This window comes from Halosimplex halobium, from assembly GCF_051414055.1.
In the GTDB taxonomy this organism is placed as follows: Archaea; Halobacteriota; Halobacteria; order Halobacteriales; family Haloarculaceae; genus Halosimplex; species Halosimplex halobium.
Map to the genome: position 1 here is coordinate 118,165 of NZ_JBLKNX010000008.1, position 13,825 is coordinate 131,989.

The following is a 13,825-nucleotide window of genomic DNA, read 5'->3' on the forward strand; positions in this document are numbered from 1 at the left end:
CGTTATGTCTATACACTGTACTGAGCATCCGCGCGCCTCCGGCGCGCGAGGAAACCCCCGGTCGAAAAAGATGGTGGGAAACACCCATGCCCTCCGAGTACGAGGTGGCGGGTATGTCCGATCTCGGGGATTTCACTGACTTCGACGGGAGCGACGAGGAGGAGGCCGACGCCGGCGGGGCGGCCACGGACGCCGATTCCGGGACCGAGACCGACGCGTCCGACGCGACCGGCGTCGACACTTTCGACGCGGGCGAGGCCGACGACGACTTCGAGGCGATGGACGTGACGCCCGCCGGCGAGGACCGCGGCGTCGGCGTCGTCTCCGCGACCGAGGGACTGCGCATCAGCGAGGACGGCGAGGAGACGGAGCTGCGGGCGTACGTCACCGTCGAGAACCGCTCGGACGTGCGGATCGGCAAGTACCTGCTGATCCCCTACCAGGACGACGAGCGGCTGTTCTGCCGGATCACCGCCCTGGAGTACGCCCAGGAGTTCCGCGCCGACGACGCCACCGAGATCCACGCCCGCCGCGCGATGCGGCGGGGCGACATCGACGAACAGGACTTCAAGTTCGTCGCGACGCTCGACCCCGTGGCGGTGCTGTACTCGGAGGACGGCGAACTGAAGCGGCGGATGACCGACCGCGTGCCCAAGCCCGAGACCGTCGTCCGGGAGGCGACCGACAAGTCGGAGATCAAGACCGGCCTGAAGATCCCCGAGGACGGCGTGTTCCTCGGCCACCTCTCCGTGGGCGGCGAGAAAGTGAAGACCGCCGCCGACCCGCCCCACATCGACTACCGGCTGAAAGACGACTACGCGGACGGCGACCCGCTGGTCTTCCGGCACACGCTCGTCGCCGGCGGCACGGGCTCGGGCAAGACCCACAGCGCGAAGAACGTCCTCCGGCAGTACCTCGCCGAGGACCGCACCTACCCCGTCGAGGACGGCGACCGCGAGGTCTCGCCCGGGCTCGTGATGTTCGACCCGCAGGACGAGTACGCCCAGATGCACGACGACAACCCCGATCTGGACGCCGAGTTCGAACGCCGCCTGGAGCGGGAGGGCATCGCCTACGGCGGCGTCGACGACACCATCGCGTTCGTCCCGAAGGTGCAGGGGGCGTCCTACGCGGCCGGCGACCACCGCGCCGAGCAGGTCGAGTTCACCATCCCCTTCTCGATGGTCGGGGACAACCCCTGGCTTATCGCCGGCTCCAGTCTGAATGGCAACCAGTACAACGCCCTCCAGTTGCTCCTCAATCGCTTCTCGCGGGAGTACGGCCCCGACGGCACCTACCAGCAGTTCAAAACGTTCCTCGACGACCCGGCGCTGCGGGAGGAACTGGACGAGACGGGGCGGGTCCACGAGGCCACGTTCAACGCGGTCAAGCGCCGCGCGCTGGGATTCGACGGCATCTTCGACCAGGACGCCCGCCCGATCACCGAGCGCGTCCACGAGTTCGTCCGCCCGGGCGGGATCTCCGTCGTCCCCACCTACCACATCAACAACTCCCGGACCACGGTGACGGTCGTGCTCGCGCTGGCGGCGCTCATCGTCGACCAGAAGCTCTCGAACGACCCCGACTACGAGCGCATCAAGAACACGCCGCTCGTGCTCGGGCTCGACGAGGCCCACAACTTCCTCTCGGAGGTCGACAGCGTCCAGGGCGAGCAGATCATCGGCAAGTTCACCGAGGCGGCCAAACAGGGCCGGAAGGAACGGCTGGGGCTCTTTCTCATCACCCAGGACCCACAGGACATCGCCGACCCCGTGTTCAAGCAGATCAACACGACCGTCGTCCTCAACCTCGGCGACGAGGACGCCATCTCGGCGGTGAACATCCCCGCCAACCTGGAGCAGAAGGTCCCGTACATGGAGAAGGGCCAGAAGGTCGTCTACTCGCCGGACAACTCCGAACCGGTCGAGCTGATCGGCCTCTCGAAGTGCCTGACAAACCACGAGTAAGAGGCCCGGACGCGACTGAGTGCGATCCCGTCCGAACGTTTTTCCGGGATATCGACCTATCCCCTCGTGATGGCGAGGGCGTCACGACCGGACGAGGGCGAGCGGAGCGACGAGGTCCACCTCTGGCGCGAGGGCGATACCTGGATCGCGAAGGACGTGGCGACCGGAGTCGCAAGCCAGGGGGAGTCCCGCGGCGAGGCGCTGGAGATGCTCGACGAGGCGGTCGCGCTCCACGAGGGCGAGGCCGGCCGCCCGGTCACCGACGCGGACCTCGAAGCGCTCGGCATCGACCCGGACTCGGTCCCCGACGAACCCCGGGAACCCGACGCGCCGTGGTTCGACTCCGAGGAGTAGCGTGTCGCGTCCGACGTTCACCGGTCGGGAAGTCGCCGACGCGCTGATCGAGATGGGATACGTGCCCGTCGACCGCACCGGAAGTCACCTGAAACTGCGGTACGTCCACCCGGAGACCGGCGAAGTCCGGAACGTGACGGTGCCGATCCACGGGGAGATCGACGGCGGGACGCTCCGGTCGATCGCCGACCAGTGCGGCGCCGAGGAGTTCGACGCGTGGTATGAGTGGATCGAGGACCTGATCTGAGGGACGGCGCCGTTCGACGGCGTGTCGATCCCGTCACAGCGGCGTCAGCTCCGTCACGTCCGCGCCGGCGGTCTCGGCCAGCGTGTCCCGCGCGTCGGGCTTGCAGGTCAGGTACACCACCTGCCAGCCGGCGTCGACGAGGTCGCCCAGCACCTCGGCCTGCCGGCGGAGCCGCTGAGGGTCGGCCGAGAGGAACGCGTCGTCCATGAGGAAGAAGCCGTCGCGGCCCTCCATGAGGCGGCGGCCGAGCGCGACGCGGACGGCGAGGTACAGCTGGTCGCGCGCCCCGCGGGAGAGTTCGGCGGGCGAGAGCCGCTCGCCGCTCTCCAGCTCGACGGTCAGGCGGGAGTCGTCGGTCAGCCCCACGTCGACGTAGCGGTCGGCGGTCACCCGCCGGAACACGTCGGCGGCCTCGCCGTCGGCGAACAGCGTCGTCATCTTCTCGTTCTCGGAGGCGGCCATCCGGTCGAGCACCGTCGCCGCGGCCCGCGAGGCGTCCGCGTCGGCGTCGACGGCGTCGACGACCGCCCGCAGCCGGTCGGCCAGGTCCGCGAGCGCGCCGAGGTTGTCGACCGTGAGATCCAGCGGCTCGCCGGTGAACCCCTCGAAGCGCACGCCGGTGGCGCGCTCGCCGAACCGCTCCAGCTGCCGGCGGTGCTCGCGGCACTGCTCGCGCAGTTCTTCCTCGCGCTCGGCGGCGTCCTCGGCGCGCTCGCGGGCCGACTCCAGCTTCTCCTCGGTGAACTCGCGGTCGGCGTCGAAGTCGATCTCGGCGCGGCGGGCCTCGAGGGCGTCCTCGGCCTCGGCGACGACCTCGCGGGGGTCGTCGGCGTCGATGTCGAGCCACTGCCGCAGGACCTCCGTGTTGCCCTGGATGACCTCCGCGTGGTTGTCGTGCTCCTCGCGGTAGTCGGCGATGGCCCCGCGGACGGCGGGCGGGTCGTAGGCGTCGATGCCGGCCTCCGCGGCGCGCTCGACGAGGGCCTCGCGGTCGCGCTCCAGCCGGACGACGGCGTTGCTGGCCGACCGGTAGGCCGCGAGCCCGACGAGCGCGACGGCGCCGAAGGCCGCCGGCCCGGCGGCGACCAGCTGCGGCTCGCGGATCCCCAGCCCCAGCGGGGCCGCCCCCGCGACGACGCCGGCGACCAGCGCCGCGAGCGTCGCCCGCCGGTACCAGCGCTTGCGCCGCTCCAGCTCGTCCTCGCTGCCGGTCGGCAGGTCGTCGAGCCGTTCCTCCAACTCGTCGAGCTCGCGCTCGTCGGGCAGTTCGGCGCGTTCCTCGAGGCTGCGCTCCAGCGACCCCTTCGTCTTGACGAGCTGTTCGTAGTCCGCGCGGGCCTTCGCGGCCTCCAGCGCCGCGACCTCGGCCTCGGCCTCGCGGCGCTCGCGGGCGGCCTCGTAGCAGGCCACCTCGACGGCGTCCAGGTCCTCGCTGTCGGCGCGGTCGAGGTACGCCTCCACGTCGGCGAGCAGGTCGGCGGCCAGGTCCCGTTGCTCGGCGGCGTCGTCGTACTGGTCGGACAGCGCCCGGTCGTCGGGGGCCAGCCGGCCGCGCTCGAGGACGCGCTCGCGGACCGTCTCGATGTCGCCGGTCCAGATGCCGACGACGCGGTCGGTCACCCGGCGGTAGAAGGCCCGCTCGTCGAGCACGCGCAGGTCGCCGTCGCGGACGACGAACACGTTGCGGAACTCCGCCGGCGTCAGCTCGAAGTTGTACCGCTCGGCGTAGCGGTCGAGCAGCGTCTCGCCGTCGGCGAACGCGAGCCGGTCGCCGTCGCCGTCGAGGGCGACGTACCCCTCCGGGCACTCGTCGACCCGCGGGTCGGCGACCCGGCGGTCGCCCGTCAGCGACCGCAACAGCGCCTCGACCAGCAGGGTCTTGCCCGACTCGTTGGGGCCGTAGACGACCTGCGCGTCGTCGAACTGGAGCGTCTCCCGGAGCGGCCCGTACCGGTCGACGTGGACCTCGCGCAGCTTCACGCGTGTGTCACCTCGCCGGCCGCGAGCAGTTCCGCGAGCGTCTCCACGAGCCGCTCCTCGACGGCCTCGCGGTCGGCCGCGCCGTCGAACTCGTCGAAGTCGAAGTCGTCGAGCCGGTCGGCGAAGTCGGCGTAGATGGGGTGGTCGAGGACCGCCGCGACGCCGCGGACCTCGTTGACCACCGTCGCCGGGCCGGCGGCGGCGTGCAGCCGCTCGTCGAACGTCGACTCGTCGAGTTCGGTGAAGCCGTCGACCCGGACCTCGAGCTCGCTGCGGTCGGTCTCCTGGCCGTCGACCCACCCCTCGACGCGCTCGATGACGTCGTAGCCGTCGCCGGGGGCGACGGTCGCCGAGAGGCGGTCGCGGTAGACGGTGTCGAGCGCGACCGGCTGGACGTTGGCGTCGTCGGTGTCGACGACGACGGCGTGGCGCCGCCCGGTCTCGGCCCAGGAGTGGGAGACCGGCGAGCCCGGGTAGATGAACAGGCCGCCGTTGGGGAGTTTCCGCTGGTAGAGCTCGCCGTGGACGTGGCCCCCGAGGACGAACTCGTAGCCGAGCTCGCCCAGCGTCTCCGTCTGGACGGGGCAGTGGGTCGGTTCGGCCTCGTCGCCGGTCGCGCCGGTGCCGAATCCGGCGTCGAGCGTGCAGTGCAGGCAGAGGACCGCCTCCTCGCTCGCGCGCTCGCGCAGGTCGAAGAACAGCTCCTCGCCCAGCCGCTCGCGGGCGGGGACGCCGACGACCTCGCCGTCGCCGACGGTCGCCACCTCGACGGGGTCGGTCGCGAGCGCCCGGAAGTCCGGGCCGAACTCGACGTTGCCGCGGAAGACCGCGGCGTCGTGGTTGCCGGGGACCGCGAGCACGTCGAAGTCGTTGCCGGTGAACCGCTCGCGCAGCTCGGGCCGGAGGTCGTCGGCGTCGGCCGCCGACTCGAAGCAGTCGCCGCCGACGGTCAGGGCGTCGACATCCTCGCGTTCCGCCGCGGCCAGGAGGGCGTCGAGCGCGGCCAGCGACCCGTCGCCGCCGCGCCCGAGGTGGAGATCCGCAGTGTGCAGTAGCCGCATGTGTCCCGTCCCGCGGGGCCGAACGACTTAAGCATTGGTTACGTCGCCGACAGAACGACCCGACCGCCACAGACGGCCGGTATCGTCCGCCTTACAGCCAGCCCGCCTTGCGGCCCTGTCCGCCTCACAACCCCGACCGCCTTACAGCCGCAACTCGCGGGCTTCCTCCCACCGGGGGGCGAACTCGGCGGCGATGTCGGCCGCGAAGTCGGGGTCTTTCAGGTCGATGACCGCGAGCGTCTCGTCCTCGGTGAGCGGGTGAGGGACCTCGATGCAGACCTCGGTGTCGTCGACGATCTCGAAGGTGCCGGTGACGTTCGCGCTCGTCCGCGTCTCGAAGTGGTCGTGGGGCTGGAGCGCCTCGCGGTAGCGCTCGCCGACGGTCTCGGGGAGCGCGTCGACCATCTCGGGTGTGAGCAGGACCGACACGGAGACGCCCCGCTCCAGGGCGTCCTCCAGCGCGGCGGTGACGCGGGCGGCCACGTCGTCGATGTCGAACTGCTGGACCGGGGCGGAGGCGACGACGACGATCCGCTCGTCGGCCGCCGTCAGCCGCTCGACCAGCAGGTCCAGCGCCTCCGCGGCGCCGACGCTGGCCGTCCAGAACGGCTCCTCGACCGGCTCGGCCCCGTCGAGTTCGTCGGTCAGGTCGTCGACGATGTCCTCGTACTGCTCGGCCTGCCGTTCGAGTTCCCGTTTCTTGCTGTCCAGCAGCCGGTCCAGCGCCGTATCGGACTCGACGGCGACGTACTTTTTCGGCCGGCTCGCCGTCTGGCTGCGCGCCAGGCTCTGTGTCTCCAGGCTGTTGAGCACGTCGTAGATCCGCCCCATCGGTACGTCGCTCGCCCGCGAGAGCTCCTTCGCCGTCGTGGGCCCCGACTCCAGCAGGGCGCGGTAGGCCCGCGCCTCGTACTCCGAGAGGCCCAGGTCTCTCAGACTCGCCATTACCCCTGCCTCGTGCCGCCCAAACAAAAAACAACGGGTGAGTTTCCGACGAACTGTTGCCGCCGCCCTTCTCGTTCCGCCGCCTTTCTCGCTCGGCCGGTATCGGGCCACGTCCCGGGCCGCCGTCGCCTCACGTTCCGGCTGGCCGCCGTCACCCCGTCAGGACGGTTTCGAGTTCTTCGGGGCTGCTCGCCCGGTCCTCGATGTCGCCGTCGGCGAGGACGACCGCCGCGCCGTCGTCGGCGCGGTCGTCGGCGGGCGCGACGACGGTCTCGTGGTCGGCCAGCCGCAGCGCCGCGCGGTGGAGGTCACTGCCGGCGTCGGCCCCGACGGCGACCACTCGCGGGTCGCGCAGTCGGGCCACCGCCGACGCGTAGGTCGCCACCTCGACGCCCATCCGGTCGGTCGCGTCGGCGAACGCCGACAGCGCGTCCTCGGCGGCCGCCCGGTAGCGGTCGTCGTCGGTCAGCAGCCACGTCTCGACCAGCGCGTCGGCCACGTCGACGTTCGTGTCCAGCGGGTACAGCGGCCGGTCGAGCAGCCCCGCCCCCGCGGTCGGGCCGTCGCGGAACGCCCCCGATTCGCCCTGCAGTCCGTCGATGGCGTAGTCGGCCACCGCTTCCATCGGGCCGGGCTCGCCCAGCACCGACGCGCTCGTCGTCAGCCCCGAGAGGACCCGGGCCTGGGCGGTCAGCAGGCCCGTCTCGCCGACCGCGCCGGTCTCCGGGTCGCCGAAGTGGACGACGGCGCCGTCCTCGCCGACGAGTTCGGCGAGGACGTGGTCGCGGGCGCGCTCGGCGTAGCGGCGGGCGCGCTCGTCGTCGGTGTAGGCGGCGAACGTCAACAGGCCGTCGACGGCGACGCCGTTGTGCCCGGCGAAGACCGTCCCGTCGACCGGCGGCGCCTCGGCGTCCTCGCGCTCGGTGGCCTCCCGCCGGTAGTAGGCGTCGTCGCCGCCCTGGCTCGCCGCGAAGGCGTCGCCGGTCCAGAGGTCCGTCGTCAGGTACTCCACGGTGTCCTCGGCGGTCTCCCGGTAGGCTTCCTCGCCGGTGTAGCGGTAGCCGTGGGCGAACGCCCGGACGAGGGCGGCGTTCTCGTCGACGAGCTTCTCGCGCTGGGGCGACCCCCAGTTGCGGTCGTGGGCGAACCGGAAGAAGCCGCCGTCGTAGGTGTCCGCGAGCCGGGTGCGGACCGCCTCGAGCGTCCGGGTCGCCTGGTCGCGGGCCCGCACTAGCGCGAACTCGATGGTCCGCGGGAGCGGGAACTTCACGTCCGTTCCCCACCCGCCGTACTCCTCGTCGTAGGCCGCCAGCAGCTGCTCGACCATGTGCTCCTCGACGCGAGCGGAGAGTTCGCCGCCCGGCGGCTCGGCGTCGCCCAGTTGCCGGGGGATCGACCCCGCCTCGGCCCCCTTGCCGTCCCAGGTGCGGCGGACGGCGTCGAGGATCTCGCGGAAGCCGTCGATACCGAGGAAGGTCGCGCCGGTGATGACCTCGCCGTCGGGCGTCGTGAAGACGGTCGAGGGGAACCCGCCCATGTTGTAGCGGTCGCGGACGCGCGGCCGGCGGTCGACGTTGACCCGCACCGGGACGAACCCGTCGTTGACGTTTGCGGCGATGCGGGGTTCGGAGTAGGTGGTCTCGTCCATCTCCCGGCAGTCCTCGCTCCAGGGCGCCCACAGCGACAGGAGGACCGGCTTGCCCGCCCGCTCGGCGGTCGCGAAGGCCTCCTCGCCCCACTCGCGCCACTCGACTTTCGTCGCGTCCGCTGAATCGTCCATACCCCGGATTGGAACTCGCCCCGGTAAGGCTCACTGATCGGACTCGCTCGACAGAGTCCGTGGCGCGCGCTGTCGTCTCGGAATGGCTTGCGATTCCGAGGGCCGTCAGAGCTTGCTCTGACGTTGGCGCGCTTTCATGCGCGCGACGGAACTGCGCGGGGGATGAGCACCGCGCGCCGCAGGCGCGCGGAGCGAATCGGCTGGGGAGAGTCGTGGCCGTCTGCGGTGCGGTTGCGGTCGCGGTGCCGTGCTGTCCCTGGTGTCCGCGCGACCGTGTGAGCGCGGGCTCGGGAGAGCGTGTTCTCCCGGTGGACTGAAAGAGCGAGGCGCGCTCGCGGCCGTTCAGTCGCCCGAGCGGGCCGAGGGCTTTCATCCGCTGTGTCCCCTGCGGTCGAGACGACAGCTAGCGAGCGCGCCGAGGTCGTTCAACGCTCGCGGTCTCAAGCAGTCGAGTCGAGTGCGGTCGCCGTCCGCCGCGTTCGTCGGACACCGGTTCAGCAGGCACCGGCCGAGGCACTCGCACGCGACACCGTACAGAATCCTCGACCGCCGCGGGTGTTTTTCACGATAGCCCGTCTAGGACAGCCATGCTCGACTACGTGGATCTGGAGGCCGACCTCTCGGAGGAGGAGCGACTCGTCCGCGACACCGCCCGGGAGTTCGTCGACGAACAGGTCCGGCCGGACATCGGCGAGCACTTCGAGGCCGGCACCTTCCCGACGGAGCTGATCGAGGAGATGGGCGAGCTGGGCTTCTACGCCCCGAACCTCGACCACGAGGCGACGGCGAACCTCGGCGAGCGGGCCTACGGGCTCGTGATGCAGGAGCTCGAAGCGGGCGACTCGGGCGTCCGCTCGATGGCCTCCGTCCAGGGTGCGCTCGTGATGTACCCCATCCACGCGTTCGGCTCCGAACGGCAGCGCGAGCGGTGGCTCCCGGACCTCGCGGACGGCTCCGCAGTCGGCTCGTTCGGCCTGACGGAGCCCGACCACGGGTCGAACCCGAGCGCGATGGAGACCCGCGCCGAGCGCGCCGACGACGGCGGGGGCTACGTTCTCAACGGGTCGAAGACGTGGATCACGAACGCGCCCATCGCCGACGTGGCGCTCGTGTGGGCCAAGGACCGCTCCGCGGAGGGGAACCCGGTCCGGGGGTTCCTCGTCGAGACCGACCGCGAGGGGATCACCACGAACCACATCGACGGCAAGCTCTCGATGCGGGCCTCGGTCACGGGCGAGATCGGGCTGAACGACTGCTACGTCCCCGAAGACGCTGTCCTCCCCGACGTGTCGGGGATGAAGGGGCCGCTGTCGTGTCTCACGCAGGCCCGCTACGGCATCGCGTGGGGCGCCGTCGGGGCGGCGCGGGACTGCTTCGAGGCCGCCCGCGCGTACGCGACCGACCGCGAGCAGTTCGGCGGCCCCATCGCCCGCTTCCAGCTCCAGCAGGAGAAGCTCGCGGAGATGGCCACGGAGATCACGACCGCCCAACTGCTGGCCCACCGGCTCGCCGACCTGAAGGAACGAGGGGAGCTGCGCCCCCAGCAGGTGTCGATGGCCAAGCGCAACAACGTCGCGGCCTGGCGCGACGTGGCCCGCACCGCCCGGGAGACCCTCGGCGGCAACGGCATCACGACCGACTACTCCCCGATGCGCCACCTCGCGAACGTCGAGACCGTCTACACCTACGAGGGCACCCACGACATCCACACGCTGATCCTCGGGGAGGACCTGACCGGCATTCCGGCCTTCGAGTGACGCCGCGTGACAGTTCGACGCCATCGGGTCGATTTCCGACCGGAAATCGCCGGTGAACGGCCCCGGGACTTATGCGGGGCCGTGCCAACCACTCGCCGATGGCAAACGGCTTCGTCGGGGCGATCGCGCTCGTGGTCTACTTCGGGCTGGTCGGGACCTCGCCGGTCCTCGCGCTCGGGGCGTGGGCGCTCTCGACGCGGACCGACTACTTCGGGGACGCCCTCGGCTCGGTCGCCGCGGTGGCGGTGGGGCTGGCCGCCGCCGGCGCGGTCGGACTGGCTCTCTTCGTCGACCCTGGCGCTGGGCTGACGTTCGCCGGCGTCGCGGTCGGCGCGGCGCTGGTGCTGGCGGTCTTCCCGGTGGTGATCGGCCGGCAGCTCCTCGGTCGCTGGACGCTGCTGGACGCCGACGAGGCCCTGGAGTACGCGACGCTCGGCTGGCCGGTCGCGATGGTTACGAGCGCCGTTCTCTTCGTCGCGCCCGGCGGGTTCGGGCGCTACAGCGCCCTCTTCTTGGAGGGGCTGGCCGCGACCGTCGCCTGGCTGACGCTCACCCTCGTCGTCACGCTCGGGCCGGCGGTGGCCGGACTGGGGCTGTACAACGTCGTCGAGCGGTTCGCCTGAGCGGGACCGTTCATACGGTCGGTTGTAAGTCATCTCCGTGGGTCGCCGGACTGCCCGACGAACCACCGGTAAGCAGTTACAACCGACCGTATCAGTCGAACCGGCCGGTCTCCGTACCGCAGTCGGTACAGCGCGTCACGAGCGACTCGCGGTCGTCGGCCATCTCGACCGTCTGTTCGGTGCGGCCGCCGCAGTCGGGGCAGTCCCGGAGCATCTCGGTCCGCCGGTCGTCCTTCGGGGCGCCCATCGCGAGCGCGACGACCTGCTCGTCGCCGGCGTTGCGACCCAGTTGCCACTCCCCGGGGGCGAACCGGACCGCCTCGCCCGCCGAGACGGCCACCTCGCCGCCCTCCGTCTCGAAGGTGGCCGTCCCCTCGAGGACGTAGAAGACCTCCTCCTGCTCGGGGTGGCGGTGGTAACCGAACCCGAAGCTGTCGCCGGGGTCGAGTTCGTAGTAGTTGACGGCCAGTTCCTCCGTGTCGAGGGCGGCGCCGAGCGCGCGCTTGTCGGCGGCCGGGCCCATCCGCCGGTCGACCGCCTCGCGAGCGATGCGCTTCATACCGGCGGCTACGACGGCGAGTCAGTAAAGTCTCGCGGGGGTGGCGGGTACGGCGGGGCGGGCGAACGGGCGGGGCGGACGCGGGGACCGGAGCGGGCGGACGCGAGCGGCCGGCGGGTCGACGGCGGGGCGGCTACGGGAGCGGCGGGCGGGGCGCGGCGGCGGTCACTCGGCGCGGTCGATGTCGAGGTCCTCCTCGATGCCGTCGAGCCAGTCGGAGTCCGCGATCTCCTCCATCTGCTCGCGGAAGTGCGTCTTGCAGACCCCGACCTTGACGCCGTCCTTCTCGACCGCGATCTCGGCCTCGCGGTCGCAGTAGTGACACTGCATACCCCTCCTTGGGTCCGCGGGGCATTGAACCCTGCGGCCGCGGCGACTGTGGCCACGGCGGGCTGGCGCCGCGGTCGCGCACCGTGCCTTCGAAGGAATGTCCAGTTCGCGCCGCTCACAGCCCGACGTCGAGCGCGTCGCTGAACAGCCGGTAGCGGTCGGTCGACAGGCCGGTCTCGCCGAGGTCGCGGTCGTGGGCGTCGCTCCCGCCGGTGACGAGCAGGTCGTGGCGCTCGGCGACCGCGGCCACGTCGTCGACGGACAGCTCGCCGTTGGCGCCGGTGTGGCCGCGGGCACCGTAGGGGTAGGCCACCTCGACGGCGTCGAGGTGGGGCGCGAGTTCCAGCGCCGCTTCCGGGTCCGGATACCGGAGCGGGTGGGCGAGGGAGACGACGGCGCAGGCCTCGGTTAGGAGTTCCCGGCCGCGCTCGAAGGAGGGGATGTCGCGGGCGACGTAGCAGGGTTCGCCCTCGCCGATGAGGTCGTCGAAGACGGCGGGGATCGACTCGTAGTCGGCGTCGCTCTCGACGACGGCGCGGGCGATGTCCGGCCGGCCGAGGCCCGGTTCGGGGTCGACCGGGAGCGAGACGCCCAGGCGGTCCTCCAGACAGTCGAGGATAGCGCGGCCGCGCTCGACGCGGTTGCGCTGGAGCCGCTCGATCTCGGCGCGCAGCGCGTCGGTCGGGCGGACGCCGTAGCCCAGCACGTCGACCCGCTGGTCGCTCGCCTCGACGCGGAGTTCGATCCCGTGGACCAGGGTGACGCCGTCGCGCTCGACGACCGGCGCGTCCAGGCCGGGGTGGACGCGGTCGTGGTCGGTGATGGCGACGGCGTCGAGCCCGGCCGCTCGCGCCGCGGGCGGGACCTCTGGGAGACGGAAGGTTCCGTCGGAGTTGTCGGTGTGGACGTGGAGATCCGCGGCGACCATAGCTGTCAGTCACACCGGACGCCCAAGCCGGTTGCGGTCGACGCAAGACCGGAGGGGCCGCGGCGATCCTCGCATCGGGAGCGGTCCGCGGCGGTTCTCGCGCCGGGGCCGGTCCGCGGCGGTTCTCGCCGCGGGAGCGACCCGCCGGGCGGCCGCCTACTTGTCGAGGAAGTCGGGGCGGTCGGTCGCGTCGATCTCGTCGGGGTCGGGCCGCTCGATGGCCTCGAACTTCTCGACGGCCTCGGGGAGCCCGTCGCGGCCGCCGGTCGGGAGCTCGTCGGCGTCGACGGTGACCGTCTCCCCCTCGACGAGCTCGTCCCACACCTGCCGGTCGTCGGCGTCGCCCGCGGGGGCGGCCTCGCGGCCCTCGTTTTTCCCCTCGCGAAAGGCGAGCTCGACGATGCTCTTGGTGTAGGCGGTGTCCATCTCGTCGTGGACGGCCTCGAACTCCTCGCGGTTGTACTCGCCGAGCGACTCGGCGACACCGAGCGCGTACGCCCGCTCGGTGGCCTCGTCCCGGTCCAGCGCCGTCCACGACGTGCCATACTTCTCGTCGTACAGTCCCATGGATCAGGCCTCGACTTTCTTGTCCGGCAACACCCGCAGTCCCCTGTCCGAGAAGTCGATCGCGCGGATGTCGCAGTCGATGGCGGTGCCGCGCATCTTGATCACCTGGACGCCGCGGGTCATCCCGCCCTGCTCGAGGTAGTTGTGGAAGAAGATCACGCCGTGGGCGAGGTAGTGCTCGTCGGCGTACGACGAGGGGTCGGTCATCTCCGAGATGAGGACGGTGGTCGTGTCGGTCTGTTTCAGCGCGGACAGAAAGCCCGTGATCTCGTCGGACACGTCGTTGAAGAAGTGCTGGAGGAGCATCGTCGAGTCGATCACGGCGCGGTCGATGTCCTGCTGTTCGAGGAAGGCGACGATGCGGTTGGTCAGCCCGCCCTCCGTGCCGAACTGGGTGATCGTCCGCTTGCCCCCGTCGGTCATGAGGTTGAGGAACTGGACCTTCCCGGAGGCCATCACCTGGTCGAAGCCGAAGTCGTAGCCCGACATGTCCTGCATCAGCTCCTCCTTGGTCTCGTGCATCGTCACGTAGAGGCAGTTCTCCCCCGCCTTGGCGCCCTGCGTGATGAACTGCGAGGAGAAGGTCGTCTTCCCGCTGCCCGGCGGGCCGCTCACCACGTAGAGCCTGTCTTTCAGGAGGCCGCCCTGGACAAGTTCGTCGAACCCAGGGACGCCGCTTGAGACGCGCATACAGTCGGATCGACGACCCCGCTATAGACCTTTGCCC

Annotated in this window: 14 protein-coding genes; 5 read left to right on the forward strand and 9 right to left on the reverse strand. The window is 71.2% G+C overall.

From position 1 onward, the window contains the following. Positions 1-113 precede the first annotated feature (113 nt). The 3 genes from ACMGFG_RS09925 to ACMGFG_RS09935 all read left to right on the forward strand — a co-directional run bounded on the left by ACMGFG_RS09925 (position 114) and on the right by ACMGFG_RS09935 (position 2,568). Positions 114-1,967 carry an ATP-binding protein gene (locus ACMGFG_RS09925; RefSeq protein WP_436930181.1) on the forward strand — a complete coding sequence of 618 codons (1,854 nt, stop codon included), beginning with the start codon at positions 114-116 and terminating at the stop codon, positions 1,965-1,967. A gap of 69 nt (positions 1,968-2,036) precedes the next feature. Further along, entirely contained in the window at positions 2,037-2,321 is a 285-nt protein-coding gene (locus ACMGFG_RS09930) for a type II toxin-antitoxin system HicB family antitoxin (protein ID WP_436930182.1), read from the forward strand. A gap of 1 nt (position 2,322) precedes the next feature. Then, complete coding sequence (locus ACMGFG_RS09935; RefSeq protein ID WP_436930183.1) at positions 2,323-2,568, forward strand: type II toxin-antitoxin system HicA family toxin; 246 nt, start codon at positions 2,323-2,325, stop codon at positions 2,566-2,568. A 33-nt stretch (positions 2,569-2,601) separates the two neighbouring features. Here ACMGFG_RS09935 and ACMGFG_RS09940 read toward each other — a convergent pair whose 3' ends face one another. From ACMGFG_RS09940 to ACMGFG_RS09955, 4 genes are all read right to left on the reverse strand, one after another. Beyond that, positions 2,602-4,548, reverse strand: a complete 1,947-nt coding sequence (locus ACMGFG_RS09940) for an ATP-binding protein (RefSeq protein ID WP_436930184.1) — start codon at positions 4,546-4,548, stop codon at positions 2,602-2,604. Beyond that, on the reverse strand, positions 4,545-5,609 hold the full coding sequence (locus ACMGFG_RS09945; RefSeq protein ID WP_436930185.1) for a metallophosphoesterase family protein: 1,065 nt from the start codon (positions 5,607-5,609) through the stop codon (positions 4,545-4,547). Before ACMGFG_RS09945 ends, ACMGFG_RS09940 begins: the two co-directional genes overlap by 4 nt. Positions 5,610-5,750: 141 nt before the next feature. Beyond that, positions 5,751-6,554, reverse strand: coding sequence for a TrmB family transcriptional regulator (locus ACMGFG_RS09950; protein WP_436930186.1), 804 nt, complete (start codon positions 6,552-6,554; stop codon positions 5,751-5,753). Between the two features lie 151 nt (positions 6,555-6,705). Continuing rightward, entirely contained in the window at positions 6,706-8,334 is a 1,629-nt protein-coding gene (locus ACMGFG_RS09955; protein ID WP_436930187.1) for a DUF255 domain-containing protein, read from the reverse strand. Between the two features lie 587 nt (positions 8,335-8,921). Here ACMGFG_RS09955 and ACMGFG_RS09960 point away from each other — a divergent pair. Next, on the forward strand, positions 8,922-10,091 hold the full coding sequence (locus ACMGFG_RS09960) for an acyl-CoA dehydrogenase family protein (protein ID WP_436930188.1): 1,170 nt from the start codon (positions 8,922-8,924) through the stop codon (positions 10,089-10,091). A gap of 98 nt (positions 10,092-10,189) precedes the next feature. Next, positions 10,190-10,714 (forward strand): hypothetical protein, encoded by a 525-nt coding sequence (locus ACMGFG_RS09965; protein WP_436930189.1) that lies wholly within the window; start codon positions 10,190-10,192, stop codon positions 10,712-10,714. Positions 10,715-10,805: 91 nt separating this feature from the next. On the opposite strand, the gene ACMGFG_RS09970 is transcribed toward ACMGFG_RS09965, so the two are convergent. The 5 genes from ACMGFG_RS09970 to ACMGFG_RS09990 all read right to left on the reverse strand — a co-directional run bounded on the left by ACMGFG_RS09970 (position 10,806) and on the right by ACMGFG_RS09990 (position 13,788). Further along, positions 10,806-11,273: a cupin domain-containing protein gene (locus ACMGFG_RS09970; RefSeq protein WP_436930190.1), complete on the reverse strand. Its 468-nt coding sequence runs from the start codon at positions 11,271-11,273 to the stop codon at positions 10,806-10,808. A 165-nt stretch (positions 11,274-11,438) separates the two neighbouring features. Further along, positions 11,439-11,603 carry a DUF6757 family protein gene (locus ACMGFG_RS09975; protein ID WP_006882760.1) on the reverse strand — a complete coding sequence of 55 codons (165 nt, stop codon included), beginning with the start codon at positions 11,601-11,603 and terminating at the stop codon, positions 11,439-11,441. Positions 11,604-11,718: 115 nt separating this feature from the next. Further along, a complete protein-coding gene (locus tag ACMGFG_RS09980) occupies positions 11,719-12,531 on the reverse strand; it encodes a PHP domain-containing protein (protein ID WP_436930191.1) in 813 nt (270 codons plus the stop codon). Between the two features lie 156 nt (positions 12,532-12,687). After that, positions 12,688-13,098 carry a DUF8057 family protein gene (locus tag ACMGFG_RS09985; RefSeq protein ID WP_436930192.1) on the reverse strand — a complete coding sequence of 137 codons (411 nt, stop codon included), beginning with the start codon at positions 13,096-13,098 and terminating at the stop codon, positions 12,688-12,690. Between the two features lie 3 nt (positions 13,099-13,101). Then, positions 13,102-13,788, reverse strand: coding sequence for an RAD55 family ATPase (locus ACMGFG_RS09990; protein WP_436930193.1), 687 nt, complete (start codon positions 13,786-13,788; stop codon positions 13,102-13,104). Between the last annotated feature and the right edge of the window lie 37 nt (positions 13,789-13,825).